Below are 23,964 nucleotides of genomic sequence, written 5' to 3' on the forward strand. Positions count from 1 at the left end.
ACAGATGGAAAAAGAGGACCTGCTTGAGATTGCCAATACGCCGATGCCCTTTGGTAAATATCAGGGGCGTGCTCTGATTGATCTGCCGGAAGAATACCTGCTGTGGTTTGCCCGCAAAGGGGAGTTTCCGAAAGGCCGTTTAGGCGAGCTGATGCAATTAACGCTGGCGATAAAAATAGAAGGGTTGCAGGGGCTGGTGCAACCATTGAAACATAAAAATAAGGCATAACTTTACATTATGCCTTGTGCCCTAACTGATTCGAGTTGCTGTATGACGGGTATATGTCGATATGGTTTAGATGTAAACGTTAATCTGGTTTTCTTCGGTCGGGCGATTAACGCCGTCAGCCTGAGACTTTGTCCCGAAATCAGCAGCAACTTCCTCGGTTGATTTTTGCGCCTGAGCGCTTTGCTGGGCCTGCTGAGCTTCAAGCTGAGCGATCTGTGCTTCAATGGTTTGAATCTGAGCCTGCAACATTTGGCTCTGTGTGGCTGCTGTTTCTGAGTCTCCAGATGAACTCGATACACTTTTGAGTTGTTCCGTCAATTTTTCCAGTTGCTGATTTAATTGGTTAATCTTCTGCGTATAGCTTTGTGAGCTACTTGCTGATGATGTTGTTGATGAAACCGCACTGATAGTGGACATTTTCCCTCCTGATAAAGATCACACAAGGTGTGATCTTTATTATCGGCTAATATCCCTTTCGCTTTGTTAAGGTTTTGCCTGATAACGCGAAGGGTTACTGCCATTTATTCATAACAGATGTAACAGAAAGTGTATTTTTTAGCCCTTGCCGTGCGCCCGCTTTTTTATAAGTCTCATATGCGACGGCGTTACATGCAAAATGTCTGACGTTTAACTGCCATAGACATTAATCGCGCTATTCAAGCGCATTGCCTGACGGTTTAACCCCTCGGCCGCTTCGGTGGATTGCATCACCATATCGGTGTTGCGTTGCGTCATTTCTTCTATCTGAGCAATAGAGGTGTTGATTAATTCCAGTGCGGACGTCTGCTCATGGGTGGCATTGCTGATTTCCTTGAGCATGGTGGCAACCTGCATGACTTCATTCACCATGTCATTGATATGTTTACCTGCATTCTCAACCATCACGCTGCCTGAGTTGACGCTTGCCACGTTGGCGTCAATCAGGGTTTTGATCTCTTTCGCGGCAGAGGCGGAATGCTGCGCCAGATTGCGGACTTCCGAAGCGACCACGGCAAACCCTCGTCCCTGGACCCCGGCACGCGCGGCTTCTACTGCGGCATTCAGCGCCAGGATATTGGTCTGGAACGCAATGCTGTCAATAACGCTGATAATGTCGACAATCTTGTTACTGGCGCTGGAAATGGAATCCATCATTCCGATGGTTTCCTTCATGATCTCGCCGCCTTGCAATGCCGTATTACTCGCCAGTTCAGCCATTTGTGTTGCCTGAGTGGTGGTTTCCGAACTTTGCTGAACCGCACCGGTAATCTGCTCAATGGCGGCAGCCGTCTGTTGCAGATTGGCGGCAGTTTCTTCGGTACGGGTATTCAGCGCACTATTGTTTTCTGCCAGTTTGTGGCTGACATCCGTCATGCCTTGTATCTGTGTACCAACATCGTCAACCAGCGAGTGCAGGTTAAGCCCGAACTGATTGATCGCACGAAGCAGCAGGCCGATTTCATCGACCCGGTTCAGGTGCATATGTTTCACTTTACGGCCGGAAACAACATGCTGCGCCTGTTTCAGAATCATTTTCAGTGGGTTGGCGATTTGTTTTTGCAAGAACAGATCAAGCAGCGCAATGAGAGGGAGAGTAAAGGCGGCTAACCACAGCGGGTTAACGCCACTAAGCGCCAGCGTCGCGGGGAAAATGCCCGCGATCAGGATCGCCAGCCGCAGTCGCCAGCGCACGGAGAGTTTCTGAAATAGCGACAGCGGTGAAAACAGGCCGGTTCTGACAACCAGTCCTTTGTAAAATTTACGATGTTTAACCTGTTTTTTCTGTACGGCCGCATAGAGTGATTCGGCAAATTTTATTTCATCTGCCGCGGGTGTGTTACGAACGGAGATATAACCTGTCAGTTGATCTTGGTGATAAACCGGTGTGACATTGGCTCTTACCCAATAATGGTCGCCATTATTGCGCCTGTTTTTCACCAGGCCTGTCCAACTGTCACCTTGTTGTAATGTAAACCACATATCTGAAAATGCTTCGGTGGGCATATCCGGGTGGCGCACAATGTTATGTGGTTGATTAATTAATTGATCTTCAGAAAATCCACTGACTTTGATAAATGCGGAATTGGCGTAGGTGATATGACTTTGAATATCTGTAGTGGACATTAATGTTGTATCCATATCTAACAGATACTCCTGCTGTGTAACAGGTGTATTCAACCTCATTGGGAACCCCGGCAGTTTTTTTATTGCTGTTTAAATTAATCAATATATTCAAGTGGGTACGCTGATTTTTTTGAGCTTTTTTGCATCTGTACATCAAAAATTAACCGCATGCACGGTTTTATCGTGAGCGTTTTTTCATCATGAACAGGATGCTGGCTCTTATTGGGTGAGCGACGATAAACGATAAATCCTTCTTTTTGAGAATCATTTACCGAATACAATCACACGGTTATCAGTATAGGTAAATCTATGATGATGGGGATCTTCTGTCAATTAATTCATTTTATTATAAATAAATCATTGGTAGAAAATAATTATTAAAAGAAGTGATTGTAAATGACCGGTAAGCACCAAATGGCTTGGCGTCAGGTACTGAAAGATATTTTGTTTGTTAAATTATATTGAGTAATATTTGGCTTTTTAGTCAAGATTGTTACTGATTATGGTTTTTTCTACTACCGTTTTTAATGGTTAATGGATATTAAGTTAACTTCCAGTCAAAAAATGGGTTATTGAATTAATAAATCAAAGGGCCAGAGTATTTTCTGGCCCATAAGAAACGCAATGTTTCAATCAGGTTACGGGAGCCGGATTGAACACGGCCAGCGCGTTGTGAAGGCCCCATTGATCTGACCAGGTTTTCTTTCTGCCGCTGGCAATATCCAGAATGAAACGGAAAAGCTGCCAGCCGACATCTTCAATCGTGGCTTCACCCGTTGCAATCGTACCCGCATCGATATCCATAAGATCATACCAGCGGTTTGCCAATGCTGTACGCGTAGCCATCTTGATGACCGGTACGGCCAGTAACCCATAGGGCGTACCGCGTCCGGTGGTAAATACCTGAACGGTGATGCCGGAAGCGAGCTGTTGTGTTCCACAGACAAAGTCACTGGCTGGGGTGGCGGCATAAATCAGGCCGCGTTTGGTAGGGCGCTGGCCGGGCGATAGCACTTCAACGATGGCGCTGGTGCCTGACTTGGCGATCGAACCGAGCGCTTTTTCCACCACGTTGGCCAGCCCGCCCTTTTTATTGCCGGGCGAGGGATTGGCGCTGCGATCGGTCTGGCCGCTATCGAGATAGTTATCGTACCAGGCCATCTCTTCCAGCAGGCGTTTACCCACTTCTTCGTTGATGGCGCGCGGCGTCAGTAAATGAATGGCGTCACGCACTTCGGTGACTTCGGAAAACATGACGGTAGCGCCACAGCGCACCAGCAGATCGGAGGCAAACCCAACGGCGGGGTTGGCCGTCACGCCGGAAAAGGCATCGCTGCCACCGCACTGCATGCCAACCACCAATTCAGATGCCGGACAGGTTTCACGCTGGCGCTGGTTCAGCTTTTGCAGATGCCGGTCGGCCATCGTCAGAATATCATCAACCATCGATTTGAAGCCGACATGTTGTTCATCCTGCAAACGTACAATACTGCTGTCGTCCAGCGCGATGGGCTGAACATCAGGCGTGCCTTCAAGCAGACGTTCGGGTTGTAACTTTTCACAGCCGAGGCCGACAACCAGCACTTCACCGCCAAAATTGGGGTTCAGCGCCAGATTATGGATAGTCCGGATAGGCACCACCGCCGCAGGCGCATTGATGGCAACGCCACAGCCATACAGATGGTTGAGCGCAACGACGCCATCCACATTCGGATAGCGCGGCAGTAAATCCCGCTCAATGATCTTGACGACATAGTCAACAACGCCGGCGACGCAATGTACGCTGGTGGTAATGCCAAGCAGGTTTTTCGTCCCTACGCTGCCATCGGTATTACGGTAGCCGTCAAAGGTATAGCCTTCTAACGGAGGCAACGGATCGGGAACTCTGGTTGCCAACGGCAGGGATTCCAGTTGCGGAGCCTGGGGGAGATCGACAAGTGATTCATCGATCCAGCTCCCCTGCGGAATATCGCGTAATGCATAACCAATAATTTCGCCATAGCGGATAATGGCGTCGGATTTGGCAATATTGACTAAGGCAACCTTGTGGCCTTGTGGGATATGTTCAATTAATTCGAACCCATTATTAAAACGGGTCCCGGCACGTAAGCCATTATTATTAACCACAATGGCAACATTATCAGAATCATGAACCTTAATATAAAGCGGTTTTTCTTGTTCAGCATTAATTTCTGATTTGTCTGACATGGCGCAACCCTTTTTTCTGTATTTATAAGATGCGGTTTACGATTGCAATCATATTTATTAACTTCATTGCTCATTAATGAGTATACGTGAACGATAAGTCATGGCGCACTGTGCATTTGACTAAAGTGTTTCGTTTTTTTCTATTCATGATAGGGCTAACATCCAGTTATTGGTGATATTTGTCACATTATTTTTTGCCTGATTTATTTTCGATAAGAAAAAAGGATAAATGCGTTTCCAACGTAAGTGGGAAGGCGGTTTTTCGTGAAATACCTCGCATTGTATAGGGCAAGTGCACCAACATATTCAAAATGATTATTTTAATGTTGTGCTTTTATCTAGTGAGCAAACGGTGGGTAAAATTTATAATCTTTTGGCGAGTGAAGGATATCGATTAATTACTCCGATGCCATATAACCTGACTATTCGCACAAAATAAGAATAGCAATTTATTATTCACCAATCTTCATTCTGATAACCCTACAACATGTTATCTGTTATTCAGAATGAATGCGCTTAACCGCGATCGAAGCAGGAGTTCATCATGAATACAGTAAACTCAGCAGCAGGTGCTATGCAGAAGCGAACAAACGCCCGCTACTGGATTGTCGTGATGTTATTTATCGTCACGTCATTTAACTATGGCGATCGTGCCACGTTATCCATTGCCGGTTCGGCGATGACCAAAGAGATTGGGCTGGATGCTGTGGGCATGGGATACATTTTCTCTGCCTTCTCATGGGCCTACGTGATTGGACAGATCCCAGGCGGCTGGCTGCTGGATCGCTTTGGTTCCAAGCGTGTCTATTTCTGGAGTATTTTTACCTGGTCTTTGTTTACCCTGTTGCAAGGATTTGTCGATCTGTTCCCTACCACGGCAAGCATCGTGATTGCGCTGTTTCTGTTGCGTTTTATGGTCGGGTTGTGTGAAGCCCCTTCTTTCCCGGGAAATAGTCGTATTGTTGCCGCCTGGTTCCCCGCGCAAGAGCGTGGCACCGCTGCCGCTATTTTTAACTCCGCACAATATTTCGCCACCGTTATTTTTGCGCCGATTATGGGATGGCTTACTCATGCCGTTGGCTGGGCGCATGTGTTCTGGTTCATGGGCGGATTAGGGATCATCATCAGTTTCCTCTGGCTGAAAGTCATTCACGATCCGAAAGATCACCCCGGCGTCAATCAGGCCGAGCTTGATTATATTGAAGCGGGCGGCGCGTTGACCAACATGGACGCCAAAAGCGAGAAAAAAGTTGTCGTAAAAGGTGAGAAATGGCACCAGGTCAAGCAGTTGTTGCAGTCGCGCATGATGGTCGGTGTGTATATCGGACAATACTGTATTAACGCCATGACCTATTTCTTTATCACCTGGTTCCCGGTTTATCTGGTGCAGGCGCGCGGCATGTCCATTCTTAAAGCCGGGTTCGTCGCTTCCGTACCGGCTATCTGCGGTTTCGTCGGCGGCGTGCTGGGCGGCGTTATTTCCGATTACCTGGTGCGTCGAACGAACTCCCTGACTTTCGCCCGTAAGACACCGATTGTATTGGGGATGTTTCTCTCCATGTCGATGGTCATTTGTAATTACGTCGAAACAGAATGGATCGTTGTCGCCATCATGGCTGCCGCCTTCTTTGGGAAGGGGATCGGCGCGCTGGGCTGGGCCGTTATGGCCGATACGGCGCCGAAAGAAATCAGCGGTTTAAGCGGCGGGTTATTCAATATGTTCGGTAACGTTTCAGGTATTGTGACGCCTATCGCTATTGGCTACATCATCGGGATGACGGGCTCGTTTAATGGTGGATTGGTATATGTGGGCATTCATGCGCTGGTCGCGATTATCAGCTACCTGTTTATTGTGGGTGAGATTAAGCGTATTGAGCTGAAGCCATTTCGCAAATAACGGTCGGGATTTAAAACGCCGCGCTATTTTAGAATAGCGCGGCGTTTTATCTATTGTTTATTGGTCTGTTGCCCCATCCCGAGATGAAAACCTGTTTTCCGCTTTGTTTTTCTGCCACCGACGAACCCTGAGCGTCTATTCCTGTTCTTTTTGCACACAGCGGACATGGCGGTTACTCAATGCGCTTTTTGCAGCCTTGGCGGAGCGCGTTTTCATTGTTATGACGGTAAGTGGTTTTTCGTGAAATACCTCCCATTGGCTTGTGCCGATGACATATTTAATCTGCTTTTTTCCTTTGAATACTGAGCTATTGCCCAATGAGTTGTGAAATAAGAAAACTTATAATTTTAATTAAAGCTGGCAGGGCAAGGTCATGATTGTGCTGTTGTATTGATAACGCCGATCTCTAATTTCGTATTATCAACGGTTATTTTTCTTTTCAACGTAAAGATAAGCAGCATTCACCGATTTAATTTCAGGAGAGTGTAATGGGCAGCAATAGCGTTTCGGATACTCCCATCATTATCGATATGAAAGTTATTCCCGTCGCAGGTTATGACAGCATGTTACTGAATATCGGTGGTGCGCATGGCGCTTACTTTACGCGGAATATCGTTATTCTGACCGATAATGCCGGTCATACCGGCGTGGGGGAAGCGCCCGGCGGCGAGGTGATTTACCACACGCTGCTGGAGGCGATCCCACGCGTGAAAGGCCAGCAGATTGCACGAATGAATCGTCTGGTTCATGACGTGCACAAAGGCAACCAGTCTTCAGATTTCGATACCTTTGGTAAAGGCGCCTGGACGTTTGAGTTACGGGTCAATGCGGTTGCCGCGCTGGAAGCCGCATTGCTTGATCTGCTGGGGCAGTTCATGGGAGTGCCGGTGGCTGAGCTATTGGGACCGGGTAAACAGCGTGACGACGTCACGGTGCTGGGTTACCTGTTCTACATTGGCGATCGTACAAAAACCGATTTGCCTTATCTGAGCGGTGAACACGGCAGGCATGAGTGGTATCACCTGCGTCACCAGAAAGCGATGGATAGCGAAGCGGTTGTCCGTTTGGCCGAGGCCACAACCGATCGCTATGGATTTAAAGATTTCAAACTGAAAGGCGGCGTTTTACCGGGCGAGCAGGAAATCGATACGGTCAAAGCGCTTAAAAAACGTTTCCCGGATGCGCGCATCACCGTCGATCCGAATGGAGCCTGGCTACTGGATGAGGCCATTCGTCTATGTAAAGACATGCAGGGCATTCTGACTTATGCCGAAGATCCGTGCGGCGCTGAACAGGGCTTCTCCGGCCGTGAAGTGATGGCGGAATTCCGCCGGGCTACGGGGCTGCCGGTCGCCACTAATATGATCGCCACCAACTGGCGTGAAATGAATCATGCCGTGATGTTGCAGGCCGTCGATATTCCGCTGGCGGACCCGCATTTCTGGACCATGCACGGCGCCGTTCGTGTCGCGCAAATGTGCGATGAATGGGGCCTCACCTGGGGCTGTCACTCGAATAACCACTTTGATATTTCGCTGGCCATGTTTACCCATGTCGGAGCGGCTGCGCCAGGTAATCCAACTGCGATTGATACGCACTGGATCTGGCAGGAAGGCCAACATCTGACCAAAGAACCGCTGCAAATTGTCAATGGCAAGATCCGGGTGCCGGATCGTCCGGGGCTCGGTATTGAATTAGATATGGATCAGGTGATGAAGGCGCATGATCTGCACAACAAATTACCAAGCGGTGCGCGTAATGACGCGGCTGCGATGCAATACCTGATTCCCGGTTGGACGTTTGATCGTAAACGCCCGGTATTTGGCCGCTAACCCTACGCGACCTCGTGAAATAGATAAAAAGGATAAGAATATGACGTTGCAAAGTACGACTCCGGTTATTACCCATATGCAGGTTATTCCCGTTGCCGGGTATGACAGCATGTTACTGAACCTCAGCGGCGCGCATGCGCCTTATTTCACCCGCAATATCGTTATTATGCAGGATAACGCCGGGCATACGGGCGTGGGGGAAGTCCCGGGCGGAGAGAAAATACGCCAGACGCTGGAGGACGCCGCTGAACTGGTGGTTGGTAAGACGCTGGGCGAATATAAAAATGTGATGTCGGCGGTGCGTAATCAGTTCGCCGATCGTGATGCTTCCGGGCGTGGTCTACAGACGTTCGATCTGCGCACCACTATCCATGTCGTGACAGGGATCGAAGCCGCGATGCTCGATCTGCTGGGGCAGTTCCTCAATGTCAGCGTCGCTTCTCTGCTTGGCGATGGTCAACAGCGCGACGCCGTCGAAATGTTGGGTTATCTGTTCTACGTCGGCGACCGCAATAAAACCGATCTCCCTTATCAAAGTCAGCCAGATGAGAAATGCGACTGGTATCGTCTGCGCCATGAAGAAGCGCTCACGCCGGAAAGCGTGGTTCGTCTGGCGGAAGCCGCTTACGAAAAATATGGTTTTAATGATTTCAAACTGAAAGGCGGCGTGCTGGCGGGCAGTGAAGAAGCGGAAGCGGTGACCGCTTTATCCAAACGTTTCCCGCAGGCCCGAATTACGCTGGATCCAAATGGCGCCTGGTCATTGAATGAAGCCATCCAACTTGGCAAGCAGTTGCGTGGCGTGCTGGCGTATGCGGAAGATCCATGTGGCGCAGAACAGGGCTTCTCCGGTCGTGAAGTGATGGCGGAATTCCGTCGCGCCACAGGTTTACCGACCGCAACGAACATGATTGCTACCGACTGGCGGCAAATGGGACACACCATCTCCCTGCAATCGGTCGATATTCCTTTGGCAGACCCGCACTTCTGGACTATGCAGGGTTCTGTGCGCGTGGCGCAGATGTGCCACGAGTGGGGATTGACCTGGGGTTCGCACTCCAATAACCACTTTGATATCTCTCTGGCCATGTTTACGCATGTCGCGGCGGCAGCCCCGGGAAAAATCACGGCGATTGATACGCATTGGATCTGGCAGGAAGGTAATCAGCGCCTGACCAAAGAACCGTTGCAGATCGTGGAGGGGATGGTGGAAGTGCCGAAGAAACCGGGTCTGGGCGTTGAGCTGGATATGGATCAGGTGATGAAAGCGAATGAACTGTACAAAAGCATGGGGTTGGGGGCGCGTAACGATGCCATGGGAATGCAGTATCTGATCCCTGGCTGGGCGTTTGATAACAAACGCCCTTGTCTGGTTCGTTAACCTTTTATTTTACTGAATTTTCAATGGCGCCGTGTCAAACGAGGCGGTGCCGGAATGACCGAGGATAAAAAATGAATACTCCGATATTACCTAACCGTTTTCGCCAAAATTTACGGCAGGGTAAAACCTTGATTGGCTGCTGGTGCGCGCTGGGTAATCCAATTTCAACCGAAGTGTTGGGGCTGGCAGGGTTTGACTGGCTGGTACTGGATGGCGAACACGCACCTAACGATATCGCGACGTTTATTCCGCAATTGATGGCGCTGAAAGGCAGCCACAGTGCGCCCGTTGTTCGCCCGCCTTGTAATGAGCCGGTCATCATCAAACGCTTGTTGGATATTGGCTTCAATAACTTCCTGATCCCCTTTGTGGAATCAGAGGCGGATGCGCTGCGCGCGGTAGCGTCAACCCGCTATCCGCCTGCCGGTATTCGCGGCGTATCGGTGTCGCATCGTAGTAACGGCTACGGAACCGAGCCTGATTACTTCGCCACGATTAACGAAAACATTACTGTCATGGTGCAGATTGAAAGCCAGGAAGGCGTAGACAATCTGGATGCGATTGCGGCCGTTGACGGTGTTGACGGTATTTTTGTCGGGCCGGGCGATCTTTCCGCCGCGCTGGGGTATCTGGGGCAGCCAAATCATCCTGAAGCCCAGCGGGTTATCCGCCATATCTTTGAACGCGCCGCGGCGCACCACAAACCCTGCGGTATTTTGGCTCCGGCAGAAGCCGATGCCCGCCGATATCTGGAATGGGGCGCGACTTTCGTGGCGGTCGGCAGCGATCTGGGCGTGTTTCGCGGCGCCACGCAGGCGCTATGCGACAAGTTTAAGGCGTAGTTCCGCTGTGCGTCGAGCGTACATCGGTAGTGATAAATACATCAGACAATGAGGTTATAGCGATGAAAATTGGTTTTATTGGACTGGGAATCATGGGAAAACCGATGAGTAAAAATCTGCTGAAAGCAGGTTACTCATTAGTCGTGATGGATAGAAATCAGGAGGCTGTCGCCGAGGTCGTTGCCGCAGGCGCAACGGCGGCGGCAACGCCGAAACAGGTGGCGATACAGAGTGATGTGATCATCACCATGTTACCTAACTCTCCCCATGTGAAAGAGGTGGTGCTGGGGGAAAATGGCGTTATCGAAGGTGCGCGGGCCGGCAGTATTGTGGTGGACATGAGCTCGATTGCGCCACTCGCCAGCCGGGAAATTGCCGCTGCGCTGGCGGAAAAAAAGATAGATATGCTGGATGCACCCGTCAGCGGCGGTGAGCCAAAAGCGATTGACGGCACCTTGTCGGTTATGGTCGGCGGCGATAAGGCACTGTTCGAACGCTGTTTTGACCTCCTGAAATCGATGGCGGGGTCGGTGGTGCACACCGGGGATATCGGCGCCGGGAATGTCACCAAGCTGGCTAATCAGGTGATTGTCGCGCTGAATATTGCCGCGATGTCGGAAGCGCTGGTGCTGGCGACCAAAGCGGGCGTCAACCCGGAGTTGGTTTATCAGGCGATACGCGGTGGTCTGGCGGGCAGCACCGTGCTGGACGCCAAAGCGCCGATGGTTCTGGATCGCAACTTCAAGCCCGGTTTCCGTATTGATTTGCATATCAAGGATCTGGCCAATGCGCTGGATACATCACACGGCGTAGGGGCTCAACTGCCGCTGACGGCCGCCGTTATGGAGATGATGCAGGCGTTGAAAGCAGACGATCTGGGATCGGCCGACCACAGTGCGTTGGCCCGTTATTATGAAAAATTGGCTAAGATTGAAGTCACACGGTAGGCCGGTGTGAGGGTTGTCGGATCGGCATACATGATGGTATGCCGGTCTGGTTGTCGGGGTAATCATTCTGATAAACGCCGATTCAGTAGCGCATGGATTATTGAAATGCAATCGGGACGTTTATGAAATCGGATCGTTTATGAAAATAGTTATCGCACCGGATTCTTATAAAGAGAGCTTATCTGCACAAGAGGTCGCCACTCAGATCGAAAAGGGATTTCGCGACATCTTTCCCGATGCAAGCTATGTCAAATTGCCTGTCGCCGATGGCGGCGAGGGCACCGTGGAGGCCATGGTGGCGGCCACCAACGGTAAGATTGTACAGGTGAAAGTGACAGGGCCGTTGGGCGACAGGATTGATGCGTTTTTTGGCCTGTCGGGCGATGAGAACACGGCGTTTATCGAGATGGCTGCGGCCAGCGGACTGGAGCGCGTGCCCGCCCAGCAGCGCAATCCGCTGCTGACCACCAGCTATGGTACGGGAGAGCTGATTCGCTGTGCATTGGACCATGGCGTCAAGCACTGCATTATCGGCATTGGCGGCAGTGCAACCAATGACGGCGGTTCGGGAATGGCGCAGGCACTGGGCGCAAAGTTGCTGGATGATGCCGGCAGCCAGATTGGCTATGGCGGCGGCGCGCTTGATGAGCTGGCAAGTATCGATATTGGTGAACTGGATCCGCGCATCAAGGATTGTCGTTTTGAGGTGGCCTGCGATGTGACCAATCCGCTGACAGGAAAACAGGGGGCATCGGCGATATTTGGTCCGCAAAAAGGCGCGACGACTGAAATGATCGAACAACTCGACAACGCCCTGAAGCATTACGCCGCGATTATCCGTCACGATCTGGATATGGACGTTGAACAGGTGCCCGGCGCCGGCGCGGCAGGCGGCATGGGGGCGGCGTTGCAGGCATTCTGCGGTGCCGAATTACGGCAGGGCATCGAAATTGTGACCGAAGCATTGGGACTGGATGAGCTGGTCAAGGACGCTTCTCTGGTTATTACCGGTGAAGGTCGGATTGATAGCCAGACGATTCATGGCAAAGTGCCGATTGGCGTTGCCCGGATCGCCAAACGCTACAATAAACCGGTGATCGGCATTGCCGGCAGCTTGACCGCGGATGTGGGTGTCGTGCATGAACATGGTCTGGATGCCGTATTCAGCGTGCTGTACAATATCTGTTCGCTGGAAGAGGCGTTGGATAATGCCGCTGACAATGTGCGGATGACCGCGCGTAATATTGCCGCCACCATTAAGCTATCGAAGGATTTATCGTAGTGCGGCAGGATAAGAGGCAGGCGCTTTTCTAAAGCGTCTGCCTACTGCGAAGAGACCTGTTGAAAATGTAATTTCGCCGCTTCAGTGACGTTGTCTATCTCATCCAACAGTTCCAGCCATTCCGGCTCCAACTCGCTGGCATCAATGCCTTTGCGTAGCTGCTGTTCCAGATAGCAGCAAATGCGTTTTAATCGCGGAACTCCGCTATAACTGCAACTGCCGTGTAGTTTATGAATTAAATCAACGAGTTTATCGTCTACCTGATCGTTCAGTATGTCCTCTATCCTGCCGCGAACTTCCGGCAGAAAATCCAGAAGCATCTGTAACAGATCGTGTGCCAACTGTGGTTTATTGGCCGCCTGACGCTGCGCCAGCGTCCAGTCCAGCGACAGCTGGCTATCATCATCGTGTTTATTTGACGGCGAAATAACCGCTTCGACTGGCGAGTATTTGGCCAGTATGTTTCTCAGCATCTGTTCGTCGATTGGTTTGGCCAGATAATCATCCATGCCCGATTGCAGCAGGTGTTCTCGTTCGTCATCCATGGTGTGTGCGGTAACGGCGACGATAGGGGTTTTTGCATGATGGGGTAGCTGGCGGATCCGTTCGCTGGTCCGGATACCATCCATTCCCGGCATCTGGATATCCATGAGAATGATGTTGATCTCATGGTGTTTGGCCCGATCGATAGCGTCGGCGCCGTTTTCACACAGGATAATTGTTTCGACTTGCTCTTCCAGCAACGTACCGATCAGCTTCAGGTTGGCCGGATTGTCGTCCACGGCCATCACGCTCAGCGGCAGCCGGGCGGTGTGGGCGCGAATCGGCGGGGATGCTTCCGGTAGTAGTGAAAGTTGGAACAGTGAACGGTCTTGCAGCAGCGGTAATAAACGCGGCGCGGAGATGGGTTTGCTCAGGCAGGCGTGAACGCCAAATAGCTTGAGCTGCTCCGCGTCCATTTGTGCAAGACTGGGGATCGCCAGAATAACGCAAGGCGCACGACGGCAGACATCACGCAATTTCGGCATGTAGTCCAGCAGGGTGTTGCGATAGTGCACCGGAATACCGAGCAGCAGGATATCGAATGAGATTTCGGGGAGCTGTTCCAGCGTCGGGCTGTAGCTGACGGTCAACGGCGTCTGACCCAGGAGGTTCAGCGTAGCCTGAGCGGCCGCCGGATTGGATTCAACATACGCCAGATGTTTACCGTGCAGCAGACGATAAGCCGGCTCGGTGGGAATCGCATGCGGGTTTAACGGCAGGCTAATATGGAACCAGAACGTCGAACCCTGATTTAACTTGCTCTGGAAACCGATATCTCCGTCCATCTCCCTGACCAACCGCTGGGTAATCACCAGACCGAGTCCGGTGCCGCCGTGGCGGCGGGAAATGCTGGTATCCGCCTGACGGAAGGCCTGAAATAGCTGAGATTGTTGTAATTCGGCAATGCCGATCCCGGAATCGCAGATTTGAATTTCCAGCTGAACCTCATTGTGTTCCTGTCGGCGTTTCTCTACCCGAATATCAATGTTGCCCTGCTCGGTAAATTTGATGGCGTTACCCAACAGATTGGTGATGATTTGCTGGATCCGCAGCGGATCGCCGACAAACTGTTCCGGGATATCGTTCTGGATATCCAGCGTCAGCTCCAACCCTTTTTCGTGGGCGGTATGGGCCAACAGCATCACGACTTCATCCAGCGTGTTGTGCAAAGAAAACGGGATATGCTCCAGAACCAGCTTGCCGGCCTCCAGCTTCGAGAAATCCAGCACATCGTTGATGATATTCAACAGATTGTTGGCGGAGCGCTCAATGGTGCGCAAATAATCGGTTTGCGTGGTATTTAACGGCGTTTTCAGCGTCTGACGGGTAAAACCAATCACGCCGTTCAGCGGGGTCCTGAGCTCATGCGACATGTTGGCCAGAAACTCGGATTTAATACGCGCCGCTTCCTGAGCGCGTTTTTTAGCAATATCCAGCTCAACGTTCTGGATCTCCATCTGTTCCAGCGTTTCACGTAAATCATAGGTAGCCTGATCGATATTCTGCTGCATTTCTTCATGATACGCGGTCAATGACATGGCCATGGAGTTGATGCCATTTTTCAGCATATCGAGCTCGCCCAACATGCGGCCTTCCACCCGGCTGTCCAGCTGTCCGCGCCGGATGCGATCAACCGTTTCAACCATATTGCGAATCGGCGCGGTCACGTCCCGCATCAGACGATAGGCAAACAACACGGCGACGCCCAGACAAAGCAGTAGCAGCAGGGCTGCAACGAAAATCTCCTGATACTGCTGAAGCTCGATCGCAGTGATGTCCAGCTCAATGACGATATAGCCGAGCGGCGCACTGCCGCTATGGGCGGAAGGGAGGATCTCCCCGGCGGTCAATTCGCTATCGGCAGTGATCGGCATATGCAGAATCAGCGAATTTTTCGTATGGTGCTGGTGCAAACCGTGATAGTTGGAGACGTCCTTTATCCACGGCGACAGCAATTCATGGTGGCGCGCATTGGTGGTCGCCAGCAGTTGGTTTTGTTCATTAAACACGCTGATAGTTCGGATAATACCGGAGTGGCTCCGGTGGATTGCATTAATCAGCGGCTGGATTGTCTTCTGTTGTCGCTGCGTAATGGCATAGGCGCTGGTGATGGCCAACGGTTCGATGATGCTCATGCCAGCCTCGGCCAACTGTGTCTGGAGCTGGTTATAGCGATGGATGACGAAAAAGGCGCTGAGCAGCAGTCCGATCATTAATGTCGGTGCCAAAATCATTATCAACATGCGTGCGCGCAGACTGTATTTGGTCATGAGGTTCCAATGTGGGAGAATTAAGCACGGCTTACCCGTCATCTTCCAAATTGCAGGTATTGGGTTCTCTGCATCTTGAAATCTATTGGGTATATAAAGTTTAAAAATTATTGTACTGATAAAACGATCGTAAACTATGGCGCAATTCTACTCTCCAAACCGGCGCGTGACGACCCGGCAAGTGATCACTGTGACGGCGGACTCCCTGGATCCTTTTGGACAAGGGGTGGCACGGCATCAGGGAAAAACCATTTTTATACCGGGTGTCCTGCCGGGAGAACAGGCGGAAATCCAACTGACGGACGAAAAGCGCCAGTTTGCTCACGCTAAACTTAAACGCATTTTGACGCGCAGCGCAGAACGGGTTGAACCAGCTTGCCCGCATTTCAGCACCTGCGGGGGTTGTCAGCAACAGCATGCCGGCATTGAATTGCAACAGCGCAGCAAAGCGTCGGCGTTGACGCGCATGATGGCCCATGAAATGGGGGCGTCACCGGCCGTGACGATTATCGCCGGGCCATCTTATGCCTACCGGCGGCGTGCCCGGCTTGCGTTATACTTCCAGGCGAAACAGCAACGGTTGTTTATGGGCTACCGGCAGTCGGGTTCCCACGATCTGGTGAACATTAAAACCTGCCCGGTGTTACGCCCGGAACTGGGAAATCTGCTGCTGCCGCTGCATGATTGCCTGAGCCGCCTGCAAGCGGCAAAACGGTTAGGGCATGTCGAATTGGTTCTGGCGGACAATGGGCCGCTGGTGGTGTTGCGCCATCTCGATCCGCTAAGCGCGGCCGACACGCAGGCGCTGCGTGATTTCGCGCAACAGCAGGATGTCGCGGTTTATCTGGCGCCCGATGCGGAGTCTCTGACGTGTCTTTCCGGAGCAACGCCGGTGTATCAGATTGCGGGACTGGATCTGGCGTTCAGCCCGCGGGATTTTATTCAGGTCAATGACGCGGTTAACCAGCAGATGGTCGTGCAAGCACTGGCCTGGCTGGACGTTCAGCCACAGGATAGAATATTGGATCTGTTCTGCGGCATGGGCAACTTTACGCTCCCGCTGGCACAGCGGGCGGCCAGTGTCGTTGGTGTGGAAGGCGTGACGGCGCTGGTGGAAAAAGGGCGCGAGAACGCCCGGCGTAACGGACTCGGCAATGTCACATTTTTTCACCAAAATCTTGAAGATGACGTCACTCTACAGCCCTGGGCAGCCCAGGGTTTTGATAAGATATTGCTTGATCCGGCACGAGCTGGCGCAGCAGGCGTGATGACGCAGATTGTCAGACTTGCGCCCCAACGTGTGGTTTACGTTTCCTGTAATCCCACGACGCTGGCGCGTGACAGCAAAATATTGCTCGCCGCCGGTTATCGGCTGGCGAATGTTGCTATGCTGGATATGTTTCCACATACCGGACACCTTGAGTCGATGGCGCTGTTTTTGCCCGATTCGGGTGGGGCGGATACCCGGTAAATTTCAGGATGCAGGAAACCAGAGCGCCTGCGATTTGAAAGACGACGGGTATAACGTAGGGAGAAATTATGGTTGCGGTAAGAAGTGCGCATTTGAATACGGCTGGTGAATTCGTACCTGACGCGTGGATTGCTTCGCTTGGCATCGCCAGTCAACAGTCATGTGAACGTTTAGCCGAAACCTGGCGCTACTGTGAACGGCAAACGCAAGCTCATCCCGATGCCTTGCTGCTGTTATGGCGCGGTATCGAAATGGTGGAAATCCTCTCCACGCTGAGTATGGACAATGACAGCATGCGTGCTGCCATGCTGTTCCCCCTGGCCGATGCCAATGTGGTGGATGAAGCCACATTGCAGGAAGAATTTGGCAAAAATATCGTCGATCTGGTGCACGGTGTACGCGATATGGATGCGATCCGCCAGTTGAAAGCGACGCAGCATGATTCGGTTGCCTCGGAACAGGTGGATAACATTCGCCGTATGCTGCTGGCGATGGTGGAAGATTTCCGCTGCGTGGTCATCAAGCTTGCCGAGCGTATTGCGCATCTGCGCGAAGTGAAGGACGCCCCTGAAGAAGAACGGGTGCTGGCGGCCAAAGAATGTACCAACATCTATGCGCCGTTAGCCAACCGGCTGGGGATTGGCCAGCTCAAATGGGAGCTGGAGGATTTTTGCTTCCGCTATCTGCATCCCGATGAGTACAAGCGTATCGCGACGTTGCTGCACGAACGCCGTATCGATCGCGAACAGTACATTGACGATTTCGTCAAAACGCTGCGCGCCGCAATGAAAGCGGAAGGGGTTCAGGCCGAGATTTATGGCCGGCCGAAGCATATCTACAGCATCTGGCGCAAGATGCAGAAAAAAGCCCTGTCGTTCGATGAACTGTTCGATGTACGCGCGGTGCGTATCGTGGTGGAGCGCTTGCAGGATTGCTACGGCGCGTTGGGGATCGTACATACGCATTACCGTCATCTGCCGGATGAATTTGATGACTATGTCGCCAACCCGAAACCGAACGGTTATCAGTCCATTCATACCGTGGTATTGGGGCCGGGTGGAAAAACCCTTGAGATCCAGATTCGTACCCGTCAAATGCATGAGGATGCCGAACTGGGCGTCGCCGCGCACTGGAAATACAAAGAAGGCACGGTTGCCGGCGGGCGTTCTGGTTACGAAGGCCGCATTGCCTGGCTGCGCAAGCTGATTGCGTGGCAGGAGGAGATGGCGGATTCCGATGAAGTGCTGGATGAAGTCCGCAGTCAGGTGTTTGACGATCGTGTTTATGTGTTTACGCCAAAAGGCGATGTGGTCGATTTGCCTGCGGGCTCGACGCCGCTCGATTTCGCCTATCACATTCACAGCGATATCGGCCATCGCTGCATCGGGGCGAAAATCGGCGGACGGATCGTGCCGTTTACCTACCAGTTACAGATGGGCGATCAGATCGAAGTGATCACCCAGAAACAGCCTAATCCGAGTCGTGACTGGTTGAATCCGAACCTGGGGTATATCACGACCAGCCGCGGACGCTCAAAGATTCACAACTGGTTCCGCAAGCAGGATCGCGACAAGAACATTCTGGCGGGGCGGCAGATTCTGGATAACGAGCTGGAGCATTTGGGCATTAGCCTGAAGGCGGCGGAAAAACTGTTGTTGCCGCGTTATAACGTGAATTCGCTGGACGAGCTGTTGGCCGGTATTGGCGGCGGCGACGTGCGCCTCAACCAGATGGTTAATTTCCTGCAATCGCAGCTTAACCAACCCAGCGCTGAAGAGCAGGATCGTGAAGCGTTACGCCAGCTGACGCAAAAATCACAGCAGCCGCCGGCGCGCAGTAAAGACAACGGCCGCGTGGTGGTGGAAGGGGTGGGCAATCTGATGCACCACATTGCCCGCTGCTGTCAGCCGATACCGGGTGACGAGATCACCGGATTTATTACCCGCGGCCGGGGCATTTCCATTCACCGCGCCGACTGTGAGCAACTGGACGAGCTGCGCAGCCATGCGCCGGAGCGCATTGTTGACGCGGTCTGGGGCGAAAGCTATTCCAGCGGCTATTCGCTGGTGGTGAGGGTGATCGCGAACGATCGCAGCGGTCTGCTGCGTGACATCACCACCATTCTGGCGAATGAGAAAGTCAATGTGTTGGGCGTGGCAAGCCGCAGCGATACCAAACAGCAGTTGGCGACGATTGATATGGATATCGAAATATACAACCTACAGGTTCTGGGCCGAGTTTTAGCCAAACTCAACCAACTGCCGGATGTGATTGACGCCCGCCGCCAGCAAGGGGGATGACTGGTGATGATGGGGCATTTCCCTTCGCGTAAAAATTGCGAAGGCACCGCGAAGCGGCGTAATTCTCGCGAAAAAGACCGGGGTCATGGGGCGGCGTCGATTGGACGCCCCGTGTCAGGCGCGTCGCAGATGCGGAAAAGATGCTCGGAATTTATCGCGCACGGAACCTTCCCCTTGCCCTCATAATCCGCCGTAGAACAATAATCGTTTAATTTTCAGGAATATTATGACTGTATCTGCAATGAACTCACCCGCGATTGAGCGCCTGCTCACTATCATGAAAATCCTGCGCGACCCGGAAAACGGTTGTCCGTGGGATCGCAAGCAGACGTTTGACACCATTACGCCTTATACGCTGGAAGAAACTTACGAAGTGCTGGATGCCATCAGCCGTAAAGATTTTGACGATCTGCGTGGTGAGCTGGGCGACCTGCTGTTTCAGGTGGTGTTTTATGCGCAGATGGCGCAGGAACAAGGGTTGTTTGATTTTTCCGACGTCTGCGACGCCATCAGCGATAAGCTGGAGCGGCGCCATCCGCATATCTTCGCCGATGCGGCGACGCCGGCAGACAGTGAAGCCGCACTGGCAAGCTGGGAGCAGACCAAGGCTCAGGAAAGGTCTGAAAAAGATCGCCATTCACAGTTGGATGATATTCCCGAGGCGTTGCCTGCGTTAATGAAAGCACAAAAAATTCAGCAGCGCTGCGCGTCCGTGGGTTTTGATTGGGATAGTTTAGGGCCGGTTGTCGACAAGGTTTACGAAGAAATTGATGAAGTGATGCATGAAGCCCGGCAAGCCGTTGTTGATGAAGAAAAACTGCGTGAAGAGATCGGTGATTTATTGTTCGCGACGGTCAACCTTTCCCGTCACCTGGGGCACAAGGCTGAACGCGCGCTGCAAGAGGCCAATCGCAAGTTCAGCCGGCGTTTTCGTCAGGTAGAACAAATTGTTACGGCATCCGGCAAAACGCTGGAGCAGGCAACGCTGGAAGAAATGGAGGCCGCGTGGCAGCAGGTAAAACAACAGGAAAAAGGCCGTTGATTTGATTTTTATTCCAGTATCATCATTTTTATGATTTTTAATTTGTAATTTAATGATTTTAAAATGGTTATTGATTGATTATGGAAGAAGGCAAACCCCTGTGGCCAACGGGTTGGAATCGCCGCGATGAGTAAAACGAACATTTGTGGCGTTCATCAGGTTCCGGTATACTACTTTCCCGTCTTGGTCTTTCCATCGTCTTTAAACCTAAACTCTCAGGTTCAGCATGACAACTAATTATATTTTTGTGACCGGCGGGGTCGTTTCCTCTCTGGGTAAAGGCATTGCCGCAGCCTCTCTGGCGGCTATTCTTGAAGCCCGTGGCCTCAACGTTACCATCATGAAACTGGACCCGTATATCAACGTGGATCCGGGCACGATGAGCCCGACTCAGCACGGTGAAGTCTTCGTCACCGAAGATGGGGCGGAAACCGATCTCGATCTGGGCCACTACGAGCGCTTCATCCGCACCAAAATGTCTCGTCGTAATAACTTCACCACCGGCCGTATCTACTCTGACGTATTGCGCAAAGAGCGCCGCGGCGACTATCTGGGCGCCACTATTCAGGTTATTCCCCACATCACCAATGCCATTAAAGAACGTATTCTGGAAGGCGGCGAAGGTCATGACGTCGTTCTGGTTGAAATCGGCGGTACGGTCGGGGATATCGAATCTTTGCCATTCCTTGAAGCGATTCGTCAGATGGCGGTGGAAGTCGGCCGGGAACATACGCTGTTCATGCATTTGACGCTGGTGCCTTACCTGGCGGCGGCCGGGGAAGTGAAAACCAAACCGACTCAGCACTCGGTGAAAGAGCTGCTTTCCATCGGTATTCAGCCGGATGTGCTGATTTGCCGTTCTGACCGAACGGTCCCTGCCAATGAGCGTGCAAAGATTGCTTTATTCTGTAATGTGCCGGAAAAAGCAGTAATATCCCTTAAAGACATTGATTCCATTTATAAAATCCCGGCGCTATTGAAATCACAGGGTCTGGACGATTATATTTGTAAACGATTCAGCTTGGATTGCCAGGAAGCGGATCTGTCCGAATGGGAGCAGGTTGTTTACGAAGAAGCGAATCCGGGCGGCGAAGTGACCATCGGAATGATTGGCAAATATGTCGCCCTGCCGGACGCCTATAAATCGGTTATTGAAGCGTTGAAACATGGCGGATTGAAGAACCGGGTGACGGTAAACATCAAGCTTATCGACTCACAGGACGTTGAAACCCGTGGTGTCGAAGTATTGAAAGATTTGGACGCTATCCTGATTCCCGGCGGTTTTGGTTATCGGGGCGTGGAAGGTAAGGTGATGGCGGCGCGTTACGCCCGTGAAAACAACATCCCTTATTTGGGCATTTGTCTGGGGATGCAGGTCGCATTAATGGAATTTGCCCGTAACGTGGCGGGTATGGAGGGGGCAAACTCCACTGAGTTTGTGCCAGACTGTAAGTACCCGGTCATTGCGCTGATTACGGAATGGCGTGATGAAGACGGTAATATCGAAGTACGCGATGAAGCGAGCGATCTGGGGGGAACCATGCGTGTCGGCGGACAGCAATGTCATCTGACCGAAGGCAGTCTGGTTCGTCAGCTTTACGGTGAAACGACGATCGTTGAACGTCACCGTCATCGTTATGAAGTCAACAATATGCTGTTGAAACAGATTGAAGCGGCGGGATTACGGGTTGCTGGCCTTTCCGCCGACCGCAAGCTGGTGGAGATCATCGAATTACCCGGTCATCCATGGTTCGTGGCCTGTCAGTTCCATCCGGAATTTACATCAACGCCGCGTGATGGACATCCACTGTTTGCCGGCTTTGTAAAAGCCGCTGGCGCTTATCAAAAGCGTCAGTTGAAGTAAGGGTTTTGCCAGCAACGCGCGATCTGTACCCAATAGATCGCGCGTTGTTCGTCTGAGGTTTTAGTTTAACTTGTACTGAGGAAAATCTAATGTCCAAAATTGTTAAGGTCATCGGCCGTGAAATCATCGACTCCCGCGGAAACCCAACTGTTGAAGCGGAAGTTCATCTGGAAGGTGGTTTTGTTGGTCTGGCTGCTGCGCCATCAGGAGCTTCCACTGGCTCTCGCGAAGCGCTGGAACTGCGTGACGGTGACAAATCCCGTTTTCTGGGCAAAGGCGTAACCAAAGCGGTTGCTGCGGTTAACGGTCCGATTGCCCAGGCTGTTCTGGGTAAAGATGCGAAAGATCAGGCGAACATCGATAAAATCATGATCGACCTGGATGGTACTGAAAACAAATCCAACTTCGGCGCTAACGCGATTCTGGCTGTTTCTCTGGCTAACGCCAAAGCCGCCGCCGCTTCCAAAGGCCAACCGCTGTATGAACACATCGCTGAACTGAATGGCACCCCGGGCAAGTTCTCTCTGCCTCTGCCAATGATGAACATCATCAACGGCGGCGAGCACGCAGACAACAACGTTGATATCCAGGAATTCATGATTCAGCCTGTTGGCGCGAAAACCGTTAAAGAAGCGATCCGCATCGGTTCTGAAATTTTCCACAATCTGGCAAAAGTGCTGAAAGCCAAGGGCCTGAACACCGCGGTTGGCGATGAAGGCGGCTATGCGCCGAACCTGGAATCCAACGCTGCGGCACTGGCTGCGATCAAAGAAGCGGTGGAAAAAGCCGGTTATGTACTGGGTAAAGACGTGACTCTGGCTATGGACTGTGCGGCTTCCGAGTTCTACAACAAAGAAACCGGTAACTACGAACTGAAAGGCGAAGGCAAAACCTTTACCTCTCAGGAATTCACTCACTATCTGGAAGGCCTGACCAAAGAATATCCGATCGTTTCTATCGAAGACGGTCTGGATGAGTCTGACTGGGATGGTTTTGCTTACCAGACCAAAGTTCTGGGCGACAAAATCCAGCTGGTTGGTGACGATCTGTTCGTAACCAATACCAAAATCCTGAAAGAAGGGATTGAAAAAGGTATCGCTAACTCCATCCTGATCAAATTCAACCAGATCGGTTCTCTGACCGAAACCCTGGCTGCAATCAAGATGGCGAAAGATGCCGGCTACACTGCTATTATCTCCCACCGTTCTGGCGAAACCGAAGATGCAACCATTGCTGACCTGGCGGTAGGGACTGCGGCCGGCCAGATCAAAACAGGGTCGATGAGCCGTTCTGACCGTGTTGCCAAATACAACCAACTGATCCGTATTGAAGAAGCGCTGGGCAGCAGCCGCGCGCCGTTCAACGGTCTGAAAGAAGTTAAAGGCCAGTAATCACCGCCTGCTGCGTTTGTCGGAAGCCGGATCGAGTCTGACAAACGCATCGCATTAACCGCAGAATCCAGAAGCGTTAATTCGTTTCTGGATTTTTTTATGCGCGTTTCTATCCATCCCGGTCGTTACCGCCTCATTTCTTGTGATCGCCATAAACGAACCTTGGGTTCTTTTAAAATAAAATGGCTTTTTATAAAATCTTTGAAGCCGATCGGGTAATTCTTCCTCGTGGTGCCAGTGGATGGCATTCGGTGGCAAAAGCACAAAGGTTTTCAGTAGTGCCGGACGTTACCTTAATGCCATGGCGGCAGGATACCTGCCATCTTGAACGCAGTGAGATACGGCTCTTGTAACCCGCCATG

At 51.8% G+C, this 23,964-nt stretch carries 16 protein-coding genes; 12 read left to right on the forward strand and 4 right to left on the reverse strand.

All coding sequences use genetic code 11. The features are described 5' to 3' along the window. Window positions 1–4: 4 nt before the first annotated feature. Window positions 5–229, forward strand: a complete 225-nt coding sequence (locus B4923_RS01675) for a DUF3820 family protein (protein ID WP_109052610.1) — start codon at window positions 5–7, stop codon at window positions 227–229. 66 nt (window positions 230–295) lie between these two features. Here the strand turns inward: B4923_RS01675 and B4923_RS01680 are convergent, their stop codons facing one another. From B4923_RS01680 to garD, 3 genes are all read right to left on the reverse strand, one after another. Continuing rightward, window positions 296–646, reverse strand: coding sequence for a FlxA-like family protein (locus tag B4923_RS01680; protein WP_109052611.1), 351 nt, complete (start codon window positions 644–646; stop codon window positions 296–298). Window positions 647–856: 210 nt separating this feature from the next. Further along, window positions 857–2,392: a methyl-accepting chemotaxis protein gene (locus B4923_RS01685; RefSeq protein ID WP_170115991.1), complete on the reverse strand. Its 1,536-nt coding sequence runs from the start codon at window positions 2,390–2,392 to the stop codon at window positions 857–859. 573 nt (window positions 2,393–2,965) lie between these two features. Next, window positions 2,966–4,540, reverse strand: a complete 1,575-nt coding sequence (gene garD, locus B4923_RS01690; protein ID WP_109052613.1) for a galactarate dehydratase — start codon at window positions 4,538–4,540, stop codon at window positions 2,966–2,968. 544 nt (window positions 4,541–5,084) lie between these two features. Here garD and B4923_RS01695 point away from each other — a divergent pair. From B4923_RS01695 to B4923_RS01720, 6 genes are all read left to right on the forward strand, one after another. Then, a complete protein-coding gene (locus B4923_RS01695; RefSeq protein ID WP_109052614.1) occupies window positions 5,085–6,437 on the forward strand; it encodes an MFS transporter in 1,353 nt (450 codons plus the stop codon). Window positions 6,438–6,925: 488 nt separating this feature from the next. Then, a complete protein-coding gene (locus tag B4923_RS01700) occupies window positions 6,926–8,269 on the forward strand; it encodes an enolase C-terminal domain-like protein (protein ID WP_109052615.1) in 1,344 nt (447 codons plus the stop codon). A 40-nt stretch (window positions 8,270–8,309) separates the two neighbouring features. Next, the gene (gudD, locus tag B4923_RS01705; protein WP_109052616.1) at window positions 8,310–9,650 is read left to right on the forward strand and encodes a glucarate dehydratase; all 1,341 of its coding nucleotides are present in this window, start codon (window positions 8,310–8,312) and stop codon (window positions 9,648–9,650) included. Window positions 9,651–9,721: 71 nt separating this feature from the next. Next, window positions 9,722–10,492, forward strand: a complete 771-nt coding sequence (garL, locus tag B4923_RS01710; protein WP_109052617.1) for a 2-dehydro-3-deoxyglucarate aldolase — start codon at window positions 9,722–9,724, stop codon at window positions 10,490–10,492. A gap of 56 nt (window positions 10,493–10,548) precedes the next feature. After that, a complete protein-coding gene (garR, locus tag B4923_RS01715; RefSeq protein WP_109052682.1) occupies window positions 10,549–11,439 on the forward strand; it encodes a 2-hydroxy-3-oxopropionate reductase in 891 nt (296 codons plus the stop codon). Window positions 11,440–11,578: 139 nt separating this feature from the next. Then, window positions 11,579–12,721, forward strand: coding sequence for a glycerate kinase (locus B4923_RS01720; RefSeq protein ID WP_109052618.1), 1,143 nt, complete (start codon window positions 11,579–11,581; stop codon window positions 12,719–12,721). Window positions 12,722–12,762: 41 nt separating this feature from the next. On the opposite strand, the gene barA is transcribed toward B4923_RS01720, so the two are convergent. Beyond that, window positions 12,763–15,534 (reverse strand): two-component sensor histidine kinase BarA, encoded by a 2,772-nt coding sequence (gene barA / locus B4923_RS01725; protein WP_109052619.1) that lies wholly within the window; start codon window positions 15,532–15,534, stop codon window positions 12,763–12,765. A 136-nt stretch (window positions 15,535–15,670) separates the two neighbouring features. Between barA and rlmD the strand changes: the two genes are divergently transcribed. The 5 genes from rlmD (at window position 15,671) to eno (ending at window position 23,602) form a co-directional block, all read left to right on the forward strand. After that, window positions 15,671–17,005, forward strand: a complete 1,335-nt coding sequence (rlmD, locus tag B4923_RS01730; protein WP_109052620.1) for a 23S rRNA (uracil(1939)-C(5))-methyltransferase RlmD — start codon at window positions 15,671–15,673, stop codon at window positions 17,003–17,005. A 68-nt stretch (window positions 17,006–17,073) separates the two neighbouring features. Next, the gene (gene relA / locus B4923_RS01735) at window positions 17,074–19,305 is read left to right on the forward strand and encodes a GTP diphosphokinase (RefSeq protein WP_109052621.1); all 2,232 of its coding nucleotides are present in this window, start codon (window positions 17,074–17,076) and stop codon (window positions 19,303–19,305) included. Between the two features lie 226 nt (window positions 19,306–19,531). Then, window positions 19,532–20,347, forward strand: coding sequence for a nucleoside triphosphate pyrophosphohydrolase (mazG, locus tag B4923_RS01740; protein WP_109052622.1), 816 nt, complete (start codon window positions 19,532–19,534; stop codon window positions 20,345–20,347). A gap of 226 nt (window positions 20,348–20,573) precedes the next feature. Beyond that, complete coding sequence (gene pyrG, locus B4923_RS01745; RefSeq protein WP_109052623.1) at window positions 20,574–22,211, forward strand: glutamine hydrolyzing CTP synthase; 1,638 nt, start codon at window positions 20,574–20,576, stop codon at window positions 22,209–22,211. Between the two features lie 89 nt (window positions 22,212–22,300). Further along, window positions 22,301–23,602, forward strand: coding sequence for a phosphopyruvate hydratase (eno, locus tag B4923_RS01750; RefSeq protein ID WP_109052624.1), 1,302 nt, complete (start codon window positions 22,301–22,303; stop codon window positions 23,600–23,602). The last annotated feature ends 362 nt before the right edge of the window (window positions 23,603–23,964 follow it).

The organism is Brenneria roseae subsp. americana (genome assembly GCF_003115815.1).
Taxonomy (GTDB): domain Bacteria; phylum Pseudomonadota; class Gammaproteobacteria; order Enterobacterales; family Enterobacteriaceae; genus Brenneria; species Brenneria roseae.